The 20,042-nt window shown below is 67.9% G+C and carries 10 protein-coding genes; 6 read left to right on the top strand and 4 right to left on the bottom strand.

Annotation, left to right across the window (positions count from 1 at the left end):
• The first annotated feature begins 43 nt into the window (after positions 1-43).
• The 3 genes from FHY09_RS15970 (at position 44) to FHY09_RS15960 (ending at position 9,388) form a co-directional block, all read left to right on the top strand.
• The gene (locus tag FHY09_RS15970; RefSeq protein WP_166927901.1) at positions 44-6,670 is read left to right on the top strand and encodes a hypothetical protein; all 6,627 of its coding nucleotides are present in this window, start codon (positions 44-46) and stop codon (positions 6,668-6,670) included.
• Positions 6,671-6,685: 15 nt separating this feature from the next.
• Positions 6,686-7,132, top strand: a complete 447-nt coding sequence (locus FHY09_RS15965) for a hypothetical protein (RefSeq protein ID WP_166927900.1) — start codon at positions 6,686-6,688, stop codon at positions 7,130-7,132.
• A gap of 108 nt (positions 7,133-7,240) precedes the next feature.
• Entirely contained in the window at positions 7,241-9,388 is a 2,148-nt protein-coding gene (locus FHY09_RS15960; protein ID WP_166927899.1) for a S46 family peptidase, read from the top strand.
• Here FHY09_RS15960 and FHY09_RS15955 read toward each other — a convergent pair.
• On the bottom strand, positions 9,313-9,972 hold the full coding sequence (locus tag FHY09_RS15955) for a hypothetical protein (RefSeq protein WP_166927898.1): 660 nt from the start codon (positions 9,970-9,972) through the stop codon (positions 9,313-9,315). The two genes, FHY09_RS15960 and FHY09_RS15955, sit on opposite strands and share 76 nt — an antisense overlap.
• Before the next feature lie 230 nt (positions 9,973-10,202).
• Between FHY09_RS15955 and FHY09_RS15950 the strand changes: the two genes are divergently transcribed.
• From FHY09_RS15950 to FHY09_RS15940, 3 genes are all read left to right on the top strand, one after another.
• Entirely contained in the window at positions 10,203-13,640 is a 3,438-nt protein-coding gene (locus FHY09_RS15950) for a hybrid sensor histidine kinase/response regulator (protein WP_166927897.1), read from the top strand.
• A gap of 87 nt (positions 13,641-13,727) precedes the next feature.
• Complete coding sequence (locus tag FHY09_RS15945; RefSeq protein ID WP_166927896.1) at positions 13,728-14,927, top strand: hypothetical protein; 1,200 nt, start codon at positions 13,728-13,730, stop codon at positions 14,925-14,927.
• Between the two features lie 292 nt (positions 14,928-15,219).
• Positions 15,220-15,792 carry a manganese efflux pump MntP gene (locus FHY09_RS15940; protein ID WP_166927895.1) on the top strand — a complete coding sequence of 191 codons (573 nt, stop codon included), beginning with the start codon at positions 15,220-15,222 and terminating at the stop codon, positions 15,790-15,792.
• An 88-nt stretch (positions 15,793-15,880) separates the two neighbouring features.
• Here the strand turns inward: FHY09_RS15940 and FHY09_RS15935 are convergent, their stop codons facing one another.
• Genes FHY09_RS15935 through FHY09_RS15925 form a run of 3 tightly spaced genes read right to left on the bottom strand, consistent with a single transcriptional unit; the run spans position 15,881 to position 20,040 of the window.
• On the bottom strand, positions 15,881-17,509 hold the full coding sequence (locus FHY09_RS15935; protein WP_166927894.1) for a GMC family oxidoreductase N-terminal domain-containing protein: 1,629 nt from the start codon (positions 17,507-17,509) through the stop codon (positions 15,881-15,883).
• Between the two features lie 15 nt (positions 17,510-17,524).
• A complete protein-coding gene (locus FHY09_RS15930; RefSeq protein WP_166927893.1) occupies positions 17,525-18,742 on the bottom strand; it encodes a mandelate racemase/muconate lactonizing enzyme family protein in 1,218 nt (405 codons plus the stop codon).
• Positions 18,739-20,040: an MFS transporter gene (locus tag FHY09_RS15925; protein ID WP_208407963.1), complete on the bottom strand. Its 1,302-nt coding sequence runs from the start codon at positions 20,038-20,040 to the stop codon at positions 18,739-18,741. The genes FHY09_RS15930 and FHY09_RS15925 overlap by 4 nt, the downstream gene beginning before the upstream one ends.
• Positions 20,041-20,042 lie beyond the last annotated feature (2 nt).

Here is a 20,042-nt window from a genome sequence, read left to right as displayed (position 1 = left end):
TTTCACAATGCCAGTCCATGCCTCCACTCGACCGTCGGGGTCGGTGAACGTTGCCCGCTGCCCGCACGAAGAGAAAGCGGCGCTCGACGCCGTACTCAAGGGCACACCGCAGGAAATCTTCATCCCGGCACTGCTCAGCAACCTGCGCAACGCAGATGGCTTTCCTGTCGGTGAATTCACCGCGCTCGCGGTACGTGCCAGGGCCACCACACCTGCCAGCGCGTGGCCTGCGGTCAAGGAACGCCTGCACCAGGCCGTCGTCGATCGCCAGCGAAACGGCGGCTTCGATCCGCCGCTGCACAGGCCCCTGGCCGATGCACTGCTGGGCGGCATACCCTGGTCCGCTGTGCACGGCGCAGCCAGCGCATGCTTCGGCCCCCAGGCGCGGCTGGCGACCCTTGTCGCGCAGATGGCGAGCAGCGTCCTGCCGCACCTGGCGCGTGGCCGTTGGCCCGCTGCGTTGGCGGCCTTGCAGCTGGTTCCATGGCAGGCCTTGCTGCCGCCGCTGCGTTCAATAGCGCAGATCGACCAGCTGGTGAGTGCACTGCCCGAGACGCTGCGTGACCTCATCGCATCGTCGCACCAGACGCTGTCCGAGCTGGAACAGGGATGCACGCCGCACTCACTTCCCGCCTGTGCGGCACTAGCCATCGCAACGGGTCTGTGGGCGCTGTATGGCGCCGCGGGCGATGTGGACGGCGATCATGCACAACGGCTGCTGCGGCTTCCCCAGTCCTTCATGCACGCGTTGCGGGCCAATGCCCAGCTGGGTGCGGCCTTCGCCACGCCCGAGCCCCCGGTCGTGGCGGACCAGGCACTCAAGGACCGGTATGTCGCCTTCCAGGCCATCAAACAGTTCCTGGATGATGCGAGGGCAGCAGGACAGCGCGATGAGGTCACGATCACGGGACTGATCGAATGTGCCGAGGCCACGCGCGGCCAGGCAACGCCGGTCGCGCGCGCCTATGCGGAGGTGTCCCGCCTTCTGCAGAGCCGGCTGGCCGGTCCGGACGCAGGCACGCCGGTCTGCCAGTCGTTGTCCAATGACATGGGTGATCATCTCGCCGAACTCCTCCAGCGGCTGGGCGGGCAGGCTCCTGTACAGGGCAGCGCTCTGGTCGCCGACCCCACCACCTGTGCTGTCCTGTTCCAGGGCCTTCCCCCGGACCCCGCCAGCGAACCGGCGCCGGCCGAGGCATCCGGTGCAGCGTCGCCCGCGTCCCTGTGGCGGTCCTGCGCCGCCACAGTGACCCACGCGCTTGGATCGATCGGCAACCTGCGCCGGAGTGGAACACGGCCGCCCGAGGAACTCCCCGCCGTACAGCCGCAGCGTGCAGCCGCTTCGCCGGCGGCCACCCGGGATACAGCGGTCACGGCAGCGCTGCTGCCGACCCTCGCGGTGGCTGCCGCACAGCAGCAGGGCGTGGCGCGGCAGGGGTCGTTGGCGGGGGCGATCGGTGGTGCGGTCGCGCTGATGGTGGGTGCCGGCGCGTTGGCCGCCGTTCGAAGCGCATGGGCAGGCACGAAGGACACCACGGCACCGGTTGAGCAGGCCACCGACGATCCCACCCCCGCCGCGCTGCGTGACCTGCAGCAGCGCGAAAGCACCATCGTGGCGCTGCCCGACGGCAGCTGGGCAAGTCAGTGGGACGTGGAGCACACCCCGCCGCCCTCGGTGACCTCACACCACCGTTCGCGACGTCACGCATCGGCACCGCAGGTGGTGCAGACACAGGCGACCGGGGAGATCGAGGACACCTGTGTCATCAGCCGCCACGCGGTGGAAGAGGCCCTGCTGTCCAGCTTCGCCAAGCGGCCCGCATACGCCTGGTTGAGCGCGTTGACGTCCGCCGAGCAACGTCTGTGGCTCACCCAGCACATCGAGCTGGAACGGCTGCACGCCGTGCAGGTACAGCAGCATCCTGGCGCCACCGCGCAGCTGGAGGCCAGCCTGCGGGCGGGCGGGTGGACCGGGCCCTGGGACGACCTCCGGGTGGAAGTGCCAGGCGCCCATATCGATGGACAGCCGTACCGTGAGCAGCTTCCACTGCTGGAATACTGCCTGTACCGGCCAGGGCACGCGGGCCTGCGCCTGTTCAGCCGCAACGGCATGCCGCTGACGGCGGACGAGGAGCGTACGCTCACCGCGGTAATCGAATCGCCCGCGTGCCGCGACCTGCCCGGCGCGACGACGCGGGCGCCGGTGGTCGACAGCGTGATGGTCGACAAGGTTAAGGCACGCTTCAAGCGCGCGGCGCTGGAGTCCAAGGCGCGTGGCCAGCTGGGCAGTGGTGGCCAGTCGTATCTGCGCGGCGCCGAGATCGTGCTGGGCTTCATCAACGGCGATCCCCACATCGAACAGGGCGCGCTGGTCTACGAAGGCCTCGCAGCCGATGGACTGCGCCTGCCTGCCGGCGTGGCACCGGATGCCTTCCGGTTGCCGGGCTATCTGGTACTGCGAAGCGGCCACTCCGATCCTGACAGCCACCGTCGTGGACAGATCGTGGTCTACCGCGCGTCCGACCGCAGCATGAACACCTTCGCCGACGACTACGCCTTCCACAGCTTCATCAACGCCAGGCGCGGCGGGCAGGAGCTGGCCGTGCGCGAAGATCTGCGGGCCGACGTCCTGGCCGCCGCGCCACCGGGTTCGCGGTCCCTGCTGCGCACGGCGCAGAGCGGGGCGCCTTACCCTGGGCGTCCGCCGGAGTGGTCGCGGCAGGACCACCTGCAGTTCGACTTCGACCCACCGCCAGCGGCGGGCCACCGTTTCGATCACTGGGCACGCCAGGCCGCCACGCAGGACGCGCTGCATGCAGCGGCGGTGGCACGCGACCTGCACGCGCAAGGCGCCGCGCAGTGGACGCCGATCGGGCGCCAGGCGGCGCGGGCAACGCAGGCGGTGGCCGCCGCGCAGAGCGCGCTTTCCAGCTGGGAGGACGTGGCGCGCCCGATGAGCCTGGACGTGTTCAACACGTTCCACGAAAGGGCGACAGGACAGGCCGGACTGCTTGGCCCGCAGCACCGGGTGATGCTCGGCTTCGGCGGAAAATACGAAGACCTGGCCTGGTGGGCGACCCACGGCTGGAAACAGCACGGACCCCAGGACGGCACCGGCAGGATCTTCCCTGACAGGACGGTGATCGAAGGCATGCAGGTCGAGGTGTTCAGCACCACCGCCAGCGGTGCCCTGGAACCTGATGCAACCACGACGGCACTGCTCAACACGCCCCTCTATCTGACACAGCTGTGCTATGGCATGCGCGCCCTGGTCGGCGAAGGACGGCCCCTGGCTGCGTACCGCACCTACCTGGCCCGTTTCAGGACACAGCCCGAGGGTCTCACACTGCAACGCGCCATGGCTGACAGCCTGCGGTGGCGCACGCGTGCCCTGATCGAACGCGCCACCGCAGCGGACGGCAACCTGCAGCCGGAGAAACGCGCAGCGCTGCTGGACGCCTACGCGCGCCTGGACGGTGCAGAGCCTTCGCTGTCAGTGGTGACGCTGGGTGGCGTTGCTGTCGAAGGGCTCTGGGCCCTGCGCACGGCGCAGGAACCCTACGTCATCGTGCTGTCCGGTCCCAACGGCGACCAGTTGATGGACACCGCCCAGTTCCAGGCGTTCATCGCTGACGACTACGACCGCGCCGAATCCTTCCTGCAGCGGCGTGCGGCCTTTGACACGCATGCCGACCTGGCAGGGATCCTGACGCGCAGGCGCGCGAGCGTCGGCATCGACGTGGGTTGCCAAGGACGTCACACACCTGCCGCGGCCGCCGGGCAGTGGCTGCAGAAGCTGGAGGCCAATGCGGTCGCACTCGCCACGCAGGGCGACATGACGCTGGAGGAGTGGCTCACGGTGGGAGCGGGCCTGGCGACGATGGGCGTGTGCACCCTGGCGACGGGCGGGCTTGGCACGGCACTGTGCACGGTGGCCAGCGCGGGCTGGGTGCTCCAGGGCTTCCGCGACGGCACCGAGGCGCTGGAGCGTGGCGAGCTCGGGCGCGCGCTGGGTGAGCTGCTGGGCGCCGGCGCGGGAACCCTGGGCCTGCTGGGACCATCAGGCATCGCCCGCATGCTGTTCCATGCGAATCGACGCGTCGTGTCAAACATGCTCGATGCCGCCGAGATGCTGCTCGACGTGGGCGCGCAGGCCGCCAGCTTCGATGTCCACGGGGTGCTGGTGTCTTCTGCCGGCCTGCTGGGCCACCTGCCGGCGATCACGCGGCGTGGGCGCGACGGAGCGACCGAGGTGATCCAGGACGGCCGCACCTTTGTGGCGACCGCCGACGGTGGCTTTGCCGAGACGATCGTCGACGAACATGGCGTCCGACGTGTGGCGCACGCGCAACGGGCGGGCGCACCGGGTGCGCCGGTGACCTACAGCGCAGGCAAATGGCGCCGGCAGGATGCCGTACCCGAACACTGGCACCTGCGGACCACGCCGCCGACGGCCGCACTGCCGGTGACCGTGGCCGACGTGCCCGCCTACGCGCTGCTGGACGCCGCCGACCAGACGCGCCTTTCCGCGGCCTTTGGACTGGGCAGCGGAAAAGTGCATTCGATTCCGGATCTGGCAGGGCGCGTGGAGGAGGCGATGATTGCAACGCGCATCAGGCAGATGACTGAAGACCCCGGGAGCATCGGCCTGCCAACGGACATGCCGGCCGTGTTGACGGCCTGGTGCCGCTCACCCCGGCTCGGCCAGCAGCAGGGCCTCCAGGTCTATACCGCCTCGACACGCAACCAAGGGGGGGCCATTGGACCGGTGTTCGGCTACGCGGACATCGGCGTCAGCATCGCGGTTCCGCCGGGCCACGGCCTGCCTTCGCTGGAAAAGGTCGTTGAAACCGTGGGCGTGTCCAAGGTCGCCAGCCAGCTGGGGCTGCCGCCAGACAGCGCGTGGGACCCGGTCATGACCGCGGTCAGGCACGAGCTCGCTGCCCAGTTCGCCGCGGATCAGGGGCAGGCCGCGCGGGGGTGGCGACGCTGGCAGGCGCATCATGCCGATCCGCTGCACCCCCCCGCCGATGCGCTGCAGCAGCAATACCCGGCGCTGACCCGGCGGGAGGCCCGGCATCTGGTCCAGCAGGACCCCGGGGTGGCGCAGGCTGCACGCGCAGGGCAGTTCAATACCCGGACCGATGGCCTGGTCAGCGAGCTCCTCGCGCAGCGCAACGCGCGCAAGGTGCGCGAGGACCTGCTCGATGGCCGGGCTGACAGCCTGGCTCACCTGACCACCCTGCAGACACAGCTCGGCGAGCTGATGCCCTATGTACGCTGGAGCATCCGGGGAGAGCCGGGCAGGGGCCAGATCCTGCACTACGTGCATGATGGCCGGACCCGCGAGTGCATGCGCATCGACGAGGCGGGCACGATGTACCCGCCGGGTTCCGCCACCGCCTGCACGTCGTGGCAGGCCTGCATCCACCCGCGATTGCCCGACGCTGCAAGGCAGGCGATACCTGCGCCGGCCACGCTGCGTCAGCACGTGGCCGAGCAGCTGAGCGTGACTGCACTGGGACGCAGCTGCATCGTTCGCAGCATTACCAGCGGGCGGAGGAAAAAGCGCACGCCGGTTGATCTCCCGTGCCCGGCACCGGTCAAACAGCCCCCCACCGATCCGGTACTGATCAGCGCGAGCGAGGATGTGCTGGCACAGCACAGGACCACCACGGCGGACATCTGGAAAAAGGTCGATTCAGGCGCGCTGAACCTCGACAGGAAAACCAGGACCGCGCTCAGCAATGCGAACTTCGCAAGCTGGAAAACAGAGGGCATGCAGGTGAACGGGGTCGCGATCCAGCTGCCGCCCGGAATTGCCCAGGGGAGCACGGTCAGTGGTAGTTTCCGGCTGGACGGCATGCTGCCCGGCGCACCCTTGACCACCCTGCTGGTGCCCGTCGAAGGTGGCGCAGCGACGAGTGGGGTCCTGCGCGGCGTGATGCCTGAACACTACGCGTTCGGTGCGGATGGAATCGCCAGGACGGAGGGCACCCGGGGCGATCTGGTCGAGGTGACCCAGGCCGCCCTGGACATGCCGATTGGAAAGTCGAGGAAGAAAATCACGGAGATGACGGATACCGAACTGGCCAAGGTGCAGCCCAACCAGGTGCCAGAGCCCCTGAGGGTTTTCTTCGGCGCCGGCAAGCCCGTACTGATGCAGAAAAACCTGGAAAAGCTCAAGCCTGGTACGTACCGTGCTTATGACGTGCGTTCGTGTGCTGAAGGAAAATTCCTTGATGGCCTGCTCGATGCCTTGGCCACGCACTCGTCCTCTGCCCGTGAAATGCGCAGCAGCGACGGCTACGCTCGTCTCCAGAGCGGTGCGCTGAGGCCGGATCCCGACGTGCGGGGGCGAATCGCGTTGTTTACCGATATGGACCCATGCCAGACCAGCTGCGACCGGCGCCTGCGTGCGTTGCAGAACCTTTTCCCCAATCTCCAGATCCGCGTGCAGAGCGCCTTCGCTGATCAGAGGGCGCGCATCGACGCGCAGGCCCAGTGGCGGCAGTCCTACATCGAGGCCATGCGCGGACAGTGGCAGCAGGCCCGGAAGACCGATGCTGAAATGACCGAGCTCGCCACGCAGGCCTGGTATGCGCATCAATACGACCATCCCCCTCGTACCTGGGATGCAACAGGCCACAGCACCAACGTCTACGAATGAGGAGCAGCAAACGCCATGATCAGCATTGTCCCAGGTCCGTCCGGACCGTCATCCCCGGTGAATGCCCCGTCCCAAGCCACGCTGGAGGACCTGCGTAACGTGGCGTTCGTCGATCCGGAGGTGGTCGTGCCGGGGCGGCCCGGCGAAACACAGCGCGAACTGGATGCGCTGCTGGAAACGGCCCGGCTGCGCCCGGACAGTGAGGTCCGTGGCCCGTTGGCCGAGGTAGTCGTCGACTCGCAACCCCGGCTGCGACGCCTGCCCCGGGCCTGCGTTTTTGCCTGGCGACCGACCGACCCGGCGATCTATTACCTGTACGAGCCCGGCGCGACCCGCGAAGATTCGCGCTTTGCCCACGTTGTCATCGATCAGGGCGAAGACGGGACGAACGAGGTCTGGGTCAGTGACTGGAAGACCTGGGAACACTTTGATCGGGTGGTGGTGAAGTTGCAGCAGGACTGAGGTGCTCGCTCCGGGTCCGAAGCGAAGATCCGCGATGGGGGGAGCCGTTGCCGTCCTGGACGGCAGCGGCTAAGGTCGGCTCCTGCCACTGCACCACCGGAACCGCCCATGCCCGTACGTAACGTCCTTCCCGCCGCGCTCGCCCTGGGCCTGACGCTGTCCGCTGCCGCCCATGCCGATGAGGGCATGTGGATGCCCACGCAGCTGCCCGAGCTGGCCAAGCCGCTCAAGGCCGCCGGGTTCAGGGGCGCGCCCCGCGACCTGGCCGACGTCACTGCGGCACCGCTGAGCGCGGTGGTGCGGGCGGGCGGCGGCACCGGATCGTTCGTGTCCGGCGACGGCCTGCTGCTGACCAACCACCACGTGGCCATGGGCGTGATCCAGTACAACAGTGGTTCCGGGCACGACTTCATCAACGAGGGCTTCATCGCAGCGGGCCGCGCGGACGAACGTCCGTCCAACCCGGACTTCCGCGTGCTGGTGACGGTGGGCTTCGACAAGGTCACCGACCAGGTGCTGGCGCAGGCCAGGGGCAAGACCGGTCGCGCCTACTTCGATGCGGTGGATGCGGCGAGCAAGCAGATCGTGGCCGACTGCGAGCGCAGCGGCGAGGTCCGGTGCTCGGTGGCGGACATGTATTACGGCACCGATTTCTACCGCATCTCGCAGCTCGAGCTGAGCGATGTGCGGCTGGTCTATGCCCCGCCACGGGCGATCGGCAATTACGGCGATGAGATCGACAACTTCATGTGGCCGCGCCACACCGGGGATTTCACTCTGCTGCGCGCGTATGTGGGCAAGGACGGCAAACCTGCCGCGTACAGTCCGGACAATGTGCCCTACCATCCCCCGGCGCATCTGAAGATGTCGCTGGAAGGGCCGAAGGCCGGCGATTTCGCGATGCTTGCCGGCTACCCGGGCATCACCTACCGCCACCGCACCGCGGCCGAGTTCGCCAGCCAGATCGACAGCGTGCTGCCGCGCCGCGTCGCGCTGTTCCAGCAGATGATCGACACCATCGAAGCGGCCACGCGCGAGGATGCGCAGGCGCGCACCCGCTATGCCTCGCAGCTGCAGTCGCTGAAGAACAACCGCAAGCGCGCGGCAGGCGAGCTGGAAGGGCTGCTGCGCAGCGATGCGAAGGCGCAGCGTGCCCAGGACGAGCAGGCCATGCTGGCCACGGCCGATGCACGTCATCGCGCCGACATCCAGGCCCTGCTGGCCGGCCTCGGACAGGGGGCGAGCGTGGGCGAGCGCGATCTGCTGCTCGACCAGCTGGCGGCACAGTCGCAGCTGCTGCGTTCGGCCCTGCTGCTGGAGCGCCTGCGCATCGAATCGGCCAAGCCGGATGCACAGCGCGAGACCGGCTTCCAGCAGCGTGACCAGGCGCTGATCGAAGGGGTGCTCAAGCAGGTGCAGCGACGTTACGCGCCGGCCGTGGAGAAGGCGTTGCTGAAGACGCTGCTGACGCGTTACCAGCAGTTGCCCGACGCGCAGCGCGTCCCCGAATTCGATGCTGCGTTCGGACGCACGCCCCAGGCCCTGGCCCAGGCGCTGGACGGCCTGTACGCGCGCACCCGCCTGGGCGATGAACAGGAGCGGCTGTCACGGCTGGCCGCCGCGCGCGAAGGCCGGCCGCTGGCCGCCGATCCGCTGCTCGACCTGGCGGGTCCGCTGGTGGCGGCGCAGCGACGGATCGAAGATGAGAAGAAGGCCCGCGATGGCGAGCAGCTGCGCCTGCGGCCGGCCTACATGCAGGCGCTGTTCGACTGGCGCGCGCAGCAGGGGCGTGCGGTCTATCCGGACGCCAACCGCACCCTGCGCGTGAGCTACGGCACCGTGGAAGCGCTGCAGCCTCGAGACGCAGTGCGTTTCGATCCGGTCACCACCGTGGCCGGCATCGTGGAGAAGAACACCGGCGCCTATCCCTTCGATGCACCGGCGCCCCTGCTGGCCGCCATCGCCAGGGGAGATTTCGGCAGCACCGCCGACCCGGCGCTGAAGACCCAGACGGTGAACTTCCTGACCAACCTGGACACCACCGGTGGCAATTCCGGCTCGCCGGTGCTCAACGCCAAGGGCGAACTGATCGGTCTGAACTTCGACAGCAACTGGGAGTCGGTCAGCGCCAGCTGGTGGTTCGACCCGCGCTACAAGCGTGCCGTGCACGTGGACATGCGCTACCTGCGCTGGCTGCTGGCCAAGGTGTATCCGGCACCGGCACTGCTGCAGGAAATGGGCGTGCCGAAGGAGTAGCCGACGGCCACCCCAGCCGTGCTGGGCGGCGGTGTCGGCAGGTCTGCATCGAAGGCCTCGGGGGCGATCTCCATGAGCCGCAGGCGCAACGGGGCGCGGGTATAGTCCGGTGCGGCAGGTTCCGGCAGTGAAAGCGGATTGGAAGGGTTCCAGCCGCTCTCACCGCCTCTGTGCGACCTGCACAAGGGCAGCGGGGAATCAGCGGACCACCCCATGACCCAGACGGTGTCGCTGTAATCGACGATGCGCACGTCGGTAATCGTGGGACCACCGTGGGCAGTCACAGCGAGGATGCAGTCGGCCACCTTCGCCGCGATCGCCTGCCGTCGCGATGCCGGGCTGCAGGCGGCCTGCGTCTCGGCCCATGCGGTGGTGCCCAGTTCCCGCATCAGTTCAGCGATCAAATGCCGGCGGGGGGAAGCGATGGGTGGAACAGCGCTGCCGCCGGAGGGGTCCAGCTGCCCATTGGCGATGTGCTTGGGATCGATCCGGATGCGCTCCGACCGCCGAGGCATCGACCGACCTGTCGGATCGAGCGGCGTCGGGGTGAGCTGAGGGGTCGGACGCAAAGGGGGGGTGAACATGATCTTACTGCCTTTCCGGTCGTAGCTGGACCGCTACGCTTGCCTTGAAAGCGGCACGTGTCGATCTGGAAAGCGCTCACGCGTCGCAGTCACCTTGCTCCGCCGCCTGCCTGCGCGAAACCTGAAGGCAGGCGAGCCTTCACGTCCGGGTTTCCAGCACGCGGCCACCGCCGCATCCGGTCGATCACGACTACACTGTCAGCCTTCCCGCCCCGCGGAACCTTCGCCCGGTGTCGAGCTGGATCCTCCTGCTGGTGTCCGTTGCCTACGCCGCCCTGCTGTTCGGGGTGGCCTGGTGGGGTGACCGACGCCCGATGTACCCCGACCGCCCATGGCTGCGACCGGTGGTCTACAGCCTGGCGCTGGCGGTGTACTGCTCCTCGTGGACGTTCTACGGGGCCGTGGGCACGGCCGTCCGCAGCGGCTTCGGCTACCTGCCGATCTACATCGGGCCACTGCTGATGATGCTGTTCGGGTGGCGCATCATCGAACGCCTGGCGCTCATCGCGCGCAGCCAGAACGTGGTCTCCATCGCCGACTTCATGTCCTCGCGCTTCGGGCGCTCACGGCGGCTGGCCGCGCTGGTGGCGATCATCGCGCTGGTCGGCGTGGTGCCCTATCTGGCATTGCAGTACAAAGCCGTGGCGATGAGCCTGCAGGTGCTGACCGGCGATCACGGGCCCACCGGCTTCTTCAGTGATCCAGCGCTGTACGTGGCCCTGCTGATGGCCCTGTTCGCCACCTTGTTCGGCACCCGCCAGGTGGATGCCACCGAGCACCACCACGGCATGATGCTGGCCATCGCGCTGGAGTCGGTGATCAAGCTGCTGGCCATGGTGGCCGTGGGCGTCTTCGCCTATGTCTGGCTCAGCGAGCGCACCGATGCGGTGGTCGCCTCGACACATGCGCTGTTCACCGCGCTGCCGCCGGTGGGCTTCATCTCCCAGACCCTGCTCAGCTTCCTGGCCCTGATCTGCCTGCCGCGCCAGTTCCACGTGGCGGTGGTGGAGTGCGGGGATGTGCGTGATGTCCGCCGCGCGCGCTGGATGTTCGGCGGCTACCTGGTGCTGATCTCGGCCATGGTGATGCCCATCGCCACCGCCGGCATGACCCTGTTCGGAACCGATGGCACGGTGGCCAACGACTCCATGGTGCTGGCGCTGCCGCTGCACGAGGGCCGCAACGTGCTGGCGCTGGTGGCCTACATCGGCGGGTTCTCGGCCGCCACCGGCATGGTGATCGTCTCGTCCATCGCACTGGCGACGATGATCAGCAACGACCTGGTGATGCCACTGCTGCTGCGCCGGCGGCGCAACCATGAGCATGCGGCGGACGTGGCCTCACGGGTGCTGTGGATCCGTCGGCTGGCGATCCTGCTGCTGGCCCTGATGGCGTACAGCTACTACCGCAGCAGCGGCAACGACAATTCGCTGGCCTCCTATGGCCTGATGGCTTTCGCCGCCGTGGCGCAGTTCGCGCCCGGACTGATCGGCGGCCTGTACTGGCGCGGTGCCAGCCGCCGCGGCGTGGAAACCGGCATCGTGCTCGGTTTCGGTACGTGGATCTATACGCTGCTGCTTCCCGCGCTGACCCAGGCCGGGTGGATGGACGCCGGCTGGCTGTTCCACGGGCCGTTCGGGGTGACGTGGCTGCGGCCGCAGCAGCTGTTCGGCATGAGCGGCTGGGATCCGCTCACCCACGGCACGTTCTGGTCATTGTTGATCAACGCGGCGACGATGATGCTGGTCTCCGCGCGCTGGCGCCCTGGCGTGGACGAACGCCTGCGGGCCGCACCGTTCCTGGACCCCTACGTGCAGCGCCCCTCGGTGAGCAGTGGCTGGCCCGGCCATGTGCACGTGGGTGACCTGCTGGCGCTGGCCTCGCGCGTGGTCGGCGAGCGCCACGCCCGGCGCTCGTTCGTCGAACAGGCGCAGTCGCTGGGGCGCGAGTTGCAGAGCCAGGTGCCGGCCGATCGTTCCTGGGTGCAGTTCACCGAACGCCTGCTTGCCGCGTCCATCGGCGCGGCATCGGCACGCCTGCTGCTGACCAGCCTGCTGCGCGGCTCGGGCATGGACCTGGGTGAGGTGGTGGCGGTACTGGACGAAGCCGGCCAGGAACTGCGCTTCAACCGCGAGATCCTGTCCACCACGCTGGAGAACATCAGCGCAGGCGTGAGCGTGGTCGATCCGGACATGCGCCTGACCGCGTGGAACCGCCGTTACCAGGACATGTTCGGCTACCCCGACGGCATGCTGTACGTGGGTCGCCCCGTGGCCGACCTGATCCGCTACAACGCCGAGCGCGGCGAGCTCGGAGAAGGTGACATCGAACAGCAGATCAGCCGCCGCATCCGCTACATGCGGGCCGGCTCACCGCACGTGTTCGAGCGCACGCGCAGCGATGGCAAGGTGATCGAGATGCGGGGCCAGGCGTTGCCGGGGGGCGGCTATGTCACCAGCTACAACGACATCACCGATTACAAGCATGCCGAGAAGGCGCTGCTGGAAGCCAACGAAACCCTCGAACAGCGGGTGGCCGAGCGCTCGCACGCGGCCGAGACCGCGCAGCAGTCCAAATCGCGTTTCCTGGCCGCGATCAGCCATGACGTGCTGCAACCATTGAACGCCGCACGGCTGTTCGCTTCGGCACTGCGCGAGAGCCACGCCAACAACGAGGAGCAGCGCCACCTCGCCGAGCGCGTGGATGCCTCGCTGCGTGCCGCCGAGGAACTGCTCGATGGCCTGCTGGATGTCTCGCGCCTGGATGCCGGTGGCCTGCACCCGGTGATCGGCGCGTTCGATGCCAGCGCCCTGATGCGCGAGTTGGCGGCGCAGTACTCACCGGTGGCGGCCGGGCGTGGGCTGCGGCTTGATCTGTTCGCGCGCCCGGCCTGGGTGTGCAGCGACCGTCGCCTGCTGCGGCGCGTGCTGCAGAACTTCCTCGCCAACGCGTTGCGCTATACACGGCAGGGCCGCATCGTGCTGGCGGTTCGGCAGCGCGGCGATGAAGTGGAGCTGCAGGTGTGGGATACCGGGCCAGGCATTCCGCAGCACCACATGCAGCAGATCTTCGATGAGTTCCATCGCTATCAGCAGCCGTTCGATTGGGGCGAGCAGGGGCTCGGGCTCGGCCTCTCGATCTGCCAGCGTATCTCGCGTCTGCTGGATCATCGCCTCAACGCGCGCAGCCGCGTCGGCAGCGGCTCGATGTTCTCCATCACCCTGCCACGGGTAGCGGGAGTGCCGGGCGTGGCGGCCGGGGAGGCGGCCACGCTGCCGGTGACACGCAATGATTCGCTGGCCGGCATGCGCGTGCTGTGCGTGGACAATGACGAGGAGATCCTGGACGGCATGCGCGCGCTGCTGGGACGCTGGCAGGTGCAGGTGCTGACAGCCAGCACGGTGGACCAGGCACTGGAAAGGGTCGCCGACCACCCGGACGTGATGCTGGTGGATTACCACCTGCACGACCGCATGAACGGCCTGGACACGCTGGTCGCGCTGCGCGAGGCGGCAGGCAGCGACGTGCCAGGTGCGCTGCTCACCGCCGACGGACGCGACGAGCTGAAGAAACAGGCGCGTGACAGGGGTTATCGGCTGCTGACCAAGCCGATCAAACCGGCCTCGCTGCGGGCGTTCCTGGCGGCGTACTCGACGCTGCGCGGATGAGGTGGGGGCCGGTTTAGGACAATGCTCATGGTCGTCGCGCCGCCGGGCAGTATCAAATGATACCCCCGACGTTATTGCAGGCGCTCCATGAACGCTTCCGCCATCGCGCAGCCCGCGCCACCCCATCCCTGCGCCGCCCGGCATCCCTCCAGCACCGGCTGGCACGTGCTGCACAGCGTGCGCAACCTGGACATGGACGCACCGGCCGCCCGCCCGCTTGCGCTGGTGATCGGCGCCACCCTCGGCGGCCTGGTGGGACTGGTGGCCAATGCCATCGCCCCGGTGCCCGCGCTGGTGCTCGGCGCACTGCTGGGCGAAACATCCCTGCTGCTCTCGCGGGGCGAGCGCTGGGATCGTGCGCAGCATCCCCATCGCGTAAGCCTGCTCCAGGCCTATCCCGCGCTGCGGGAGCTCTGCGACCAGTATGGCGTGCGCATGGATGATCGCGCCCGCGTACGCACGATCCACGACGAACTGCAGCGCCGCCTGGACGAGAAGGTGCAGCGCTACCGCCAGCACTGCCAGCTGCGCAACCTGCCGCAGAGCGAGATCCTGGACAACGTCATCAAGGCGTTCTACCTCAGTCACTGCACCCACCAGGCGGGTTGCATCATCACCTGCCTGGAGGAGGGCAGTCGCTACATGGTGGCCGTCGGTTCGGCGGCGCCGGCCGATCTGGACCAGGCCATCAATGTCGAAGGGCGGGCTCCCCGCGACGTTCTCCATGAGATGGGTCTGCCCTTCGTGCGCCTGGATCTGCTGGGCAATGCCCTGCGCGAGGCGTCTTCTTTCCGCGTGACCTGCGCGGCGGGCGAATGGACGGTCGCGCCGAGTGCGACGCTCGACCCGGTACCGCTGGTGGACTGCTATCTGCCGTCCGCCGAGCCGGTGGTGCGTGTACAGCGCATCGCACGCAGTGGCAGAGCCTCTCCGGGCGCCACGCCGACGCGGCGATCGAACGAGGGTGCCGAGCCCGGGGCGACGCAAAGACCGTGCCGAACGGTGGTCATCTCGGCGGGGTTCTCGCGTGAGCTGGATCAGCTGCCGCCACACAGTCCCACGTTGCAGAAACTGAAAGAGCTGATCGACGACCTGGAACACGGCCGGTTGCAAGGACACATGGTGAAACTGCGTGGACAGGCCTGCTACGCCTCCGATGCCTCGGTCGAGGGTGACCGCGACCGGGGCAGATGGCGTGTGCTCTACAAGCGCAACGAGGCAGGCTATGAGCTGTTGGGCATCTACGACTACCACGCCAGCCCGCATCCGGTCAGATGGTCGCCATGAGTACGCCGCCCTGCCGAGCGTTGGTGCACTCATAGCCCAGGCTATGAAAGGCAGCTTGGCCTGCGCGATGGCCAACTGACGCCACGGGCCATCCACCCGGTGCTAAGCTGCGCGTCCCCTTGGGGAGTAGCCTGTTTCCTGCAGAAGGAAGCGCCCGCGTCAACATGCTCGGCCAGTGCGCCGTGGTGCGGGCAGCCAGTGATGGTTGGCGAGACCAGCGGTCTGCGTGCGCAACGAAGGTTGGGCGCGGGCGCAGGCCGTGTCTCGTCCCGCCCGGCCTGAAGTTGCTGCGATGTCTCCGCTTTCCATGCTCCTCATCGGCTTTGCCATGTCCACCGATGCCTTCGCTGCGGCGATCGGCAAGGGCGCGGCGATGCGACGGCCGGTCTTCGTCGATGCCCTTCGCGCCGGGCTGATCTTCGGTGTCATCGAGGCGGTCACACCGGTCATCGGTTGGCTGATCGGTCGTGTCGCGCTCGATTATGTGCAGGCCTACGATCACTGGATCGCCTTCGGCCTGCTCGGCGCGCTCGGGCTGCACATGATCATCAACGGCCTGCGTCCGGAAGACGACGACGAGGAAGAGGGCGCGCGCCCGGGCAGTTTCTGGCAGCTGGCGTTGACCGGTTTCGCCACCAGCATCGATGCCATGGCCGTAGGCATCGGTCTTGCCTTCCTCGACGTCAACATCGGGGTCATGGCGGCCATCATCGGCCTGTGCACACTGACCATGGTCACCGCCGGCATCATGCTCGGGCGCCTGCTGGGCAGTCTGGTGGGCAAGCGTGCCGAGACGATCGGTGGAGTGATCCTGATCCTGATCGGCAGCACGATCCTCTACGAGCACCTCAGCGGCGTGGCGTGATCGGGGCCTACGAGGGCGGTCAGCGCATCGTGGCGTTCCGGCGAGCGGGCGCACGGCATCGGCCACACCGGCGTGGCCGATGCGCCCCTCACACGCCCCGCATGGCATCTTCCAGGATCATCGAAGCGCCCTTTTCGGCCACCATCATCACCGCCGCATTGGTGTTGCCGGAGGTGACGTTGGGAAAGATGGACGCATCCACGATCCGCAGCCCCGGTACGCCGTGCACGCGCAGGCGCGCGTCCACCACGGCCGTGGCCGGGTCCGGTCCCATCGCGCAGCTGCCGCACAGGTGGTAGATCGAGCCGCAGTTCTGGCGGAAATACGCCAGCAGGGCCTCGTCATCGTCATCGGCGACGGCTGCGCCCGGCAGCACCTCCTCCACGGTGACCGCGCGCAGGGCCGGTGTCATCATGAGCGTGCGGATCAGACGGCTGCCCTGCAGGACTTCATCCACATCATGTGCGGTGGCCAGATAGTTGGGATCGATCAACGCCGCGTCGGCCGCATCGGCGGAGGCGAGCCGGATGCTGCCGCGGCTGGTGGGGCGGCACGGGTTGAAGCACAGCAGGAAACCTGGATAGGGCTCAGGCTGGATGCGCGCCTTGCCGTTCTTCGGGATCTGGTACGACAACGGATTGAAGTAGAACTGCAGGTTCGGCGTGGCCAGCCCGGGCGTTCCACGGAAGAATCCTCCGGCCTGGTTCACGCTCATCGCCAGCGGCCCGGTGCGGTGCAGCGCGTACTGCAGCCCCATCCGCAGGCGTGAGCCCCAGCCACGGAAGGCATCGTTGAGCGTTGGCTGGTTGGCGCGGTAGTAGTAACTCGCGCAGAGATGGTCCTGCAGGTTCGCACCCACCGACGGCAGCGCATGGCGCACCGCGATGCCCTGCCGGGCCAGCGCGGCCGGATCGCCGATGCCGGACAGCTGCAGCAGCTTGGGGCTGTCCACCGCACCGGCAGCGAGGATCACCTCGCGGCGCGCGTGGAAGGATCGGCGCACGCCCTGCTGGACCACCTCCACGCCCTCGGCGCGCCCCTGCGCATTGAACAGCAGCCGCTGCGCCTGTGCGTGATACTCGATGCTCAGCTGGCTCCGGCCCAGCGCCGGTTGCAGATAGCCGACACTGCTGCTGCAGCGCTGGCCCTTGCGGGTGTTGATGTCATAGACACCGGCACCGTCCACGTGGCCGCCGTTGAAGTCATCGCAGGCGGGCAGGCCGAGCTCGTCGCAGCCACGCAGGAAGGCGTCGGTCACCGCATGCGTGGCGCCGCGCATGGGGGTGATGTGGATGGGGCCATCGCCGCCGTGGTAGGCCGTGTTCCCCCGTGGGTGGGTTTCCAGCTGGCGGAAGAACGGCAGCACCTCCTCAAAGCTCCAGCCGGGATTGCCCTGCGCGGCCCAGTCGTCGAAATCCTTCGGCAGCCCACGGACGTAGATCATCGCGTTGATCGAGCCGGAGCCGCCCTGCACCTTGCCACGCGGTGCATACAGGCAACGGCCGTCCAGGTTGGGCTGCGGCGTGGAGTGGTACATCCAGTTGCAGCGGGCGTCGTAATAGAGTTTCGCAAAGCCCACCGGCAGCTTGAACCACAGCGAATCGTCCTTGCCGCCTGCCTCGAGCAGCAGCACCGAATGCTGGCCGCTTTCGGTGAGGCGCGCCGCAAGCACGGAGCCGGCCGAACCGGCGCCGACAATGATGTAGTCATAGCGCATGCGTGTTTCCATGGGTCAGCCCCGCGCCGGCAGGCAGTCGCGCACGTCCACCGGCGCCTCCGCCATCTGCAGGTGCAGGCGCTGCCCGGTATACGGGCTGTGCGCACGCACCACATCCATGTCCAGTTCCACGCCAAGGCCGGGCTCGCGCGAGGGAATGACATAACCGTCTTCCCACTGCAGCGGCCGGGTCAGGATCTGTGCGTGGAAACCGTCCCACGTGCCGATGCTTTCCTGGATGAGGAAGTTCGGCGAGCAGGCGGCGAGCTGGAAACTGGCCGCCGCACCCACCGGCCCGTTGTACAGGTGCGGGGCGATCTGCGCGTAGTGCACTTCGGCCAGCGATGCGATCTTCTTCGCTTCGAGCAGACCGCCACAACGGCCGACATTCATCTGCAGGATCGACGCGCCGCCGGTCTGCAGCAGCCGTGCGAACTCGTATTTGGTGGTCAACCGCTCGCCGCTGGCGATGGGAATGGACGTGGCGCGCGCGACGCGGCCCATGGCCTCATCCTGTCCGGGCGGCACGGGCTCTTCGAACCACAACGGGTCGTAGCGCTGCAGGCGCTGCGCCAGGCGGATGGCGGAGGAGGGCACCATCTGCCCGTGCGTCCCGAACAGCAGGTCGGCGCGGTTGCCCACCGCCTCGCGGATCTTCCGGCAGAACGTCTCGCACCGCTCCAGCACCTCCAGTGACAACTGGTGACCGGAGTAGGCCGAGTACGGACCTGCGGGATCGAACTTGACGGCGGTGAATCCGCGCGCCACTTCCTGTGCGGCGCATTCGGCGGCAAGGTCCGGATCGCTGTAGTCGTACTCGCCAGCCGCATTGCGCGGATACAGATAGGTGTAGCTGCGCAGCCGCTCGTGCACCCGGCCCCCCAGCAGTTCGTACACGGGCTTGCCGGCCGCCTTTCCGATGATGTCCCAGCAGGCCATCTCCAGGCCACTGACGATGCCCATCATGGTCAGGTCCGGACGCTGGGTGAAGCCGCTGGAATAGGCCTGGCGGAAGAAACGCTCGATGTGGTGCGGATCGTGGCCGAGCAGGTAGCGCTCGAACACATCGGCCACGGCCGGCACCATCACCTTCGGGTGGAAAGTGGCGGCATAGATCTCGCCGACGCCGGTGATGCCGCAGTCAGTGGTGAGGGTGACGAACAGCCAGTACATGCCGCCCACATGCGGCGGCGGAACGGCGACGACGTGGGTTTCCAGTGCGATGATCTTCATGGTGTAGAGGTCCTTGCCTGCAGGCGGCGCTTGAGGGCCACGGCGGCGACCACGCCAAGCAGGCCCACCACCAGGATGTAAGTGAAATAGAGCTGATACCCCAGCAGTCCGGGGAAGCGGCCGATGAACCACGCGTTGACCAGGGGCAGGAAGGCATCGGGCATGTAGCCGATCATCGAGATGATGCCGATGGCCAGGCCGGTGATCCGCGTGGGCACGCGGCAGTCGTCGAGGATGGCCCAGTACAGTCCACGGATGGCGTAGGTCACCATGCCGATGAAGATGACCAGGAACACCAGGATGCCGACGTTGTGCAGGGCCGGCAGCAGGGCCAGGCCGAGCATGCCGGCCGCATCCAGCGACAGCGCGACGATCAGCACGCCGATCTTCGAGAAGCGGTCGCCCAGCCAGCCGCCTCCGATGCCGCCCACCGGCCGCATCCACAGCTTGATGGTGGTGACGACGCCGGCCAGGGTGGCACTCAGGCCAAGGCCGTCCTGCTCAAGCAGTGCGGAGAAACTGTAGGTGGCCCAGAAGAAGTGATACCCGCAGAAAATGATGGCGGTGACCAGCCACAGCTCGGGAATGCGGATCAGCGTTGCCAGGTCCGCGCGGAGCGAGGACCGCGCCGCCGGGGCCGCGCCGTCCTCATCGGCCACCGCGCGCGGGTCGCGGACAAAGCCCAGCAGCACGCCCAGCCCGATGCAGCAGAAAGCATAGAGATGGATCACATGGCGCAGTCCCGTGGCCTCGGACTGACCGCGGTTGACCGTCCAGGCGAACAGGGCGATCGCCACAGTGGCCAGCGAGGCTTCGACCAGCCCGCGGCCGCCGTCCAGCACGCCGAAGAATCGGCCCTGTTCGTCGGCCAGTGCGATCATCCGGACACGCTTCAGCAGCGCGGCCCAGAACGTCAGCCCGCAGGTGATGCCGAAGCCGACAAAGATCCAGACCAGCGTGGCGTACGGCGGCAGCGTGGCGTAGACCAGACCGAGCAGGCCGGTGCCGATCAGTGAAAAGCTGATCAGGAACCGTGGCGAGAGCCGGTCGGCGATCCAGCCGCTGGGCAGGTAGCTGAACATGAAGGCGGTGCCCAGCAGGGAATACAGCACGCCCAGCTGGACCTCGCTGATGTCCATGGCGTGCAGCATGGTGCCCTGGTAGACCTGGCGCAGGTAGAGCATCGGGAAGATGGCGCCAGCGGCGATCACCAGCAGGGCCAGCTGGACATAGCGCAGCAGACGCGCGCGGTCGGCCTGCTGCGGCGCGGTCGCCGCAACGACAAGCGTATCGGTCATGG

Source organism: Xanthomonas sp. 60, assembly GCF_011761925.1.
This window is presented reverse-complemented; position numbering and strand designations above follow the sequence as displayed.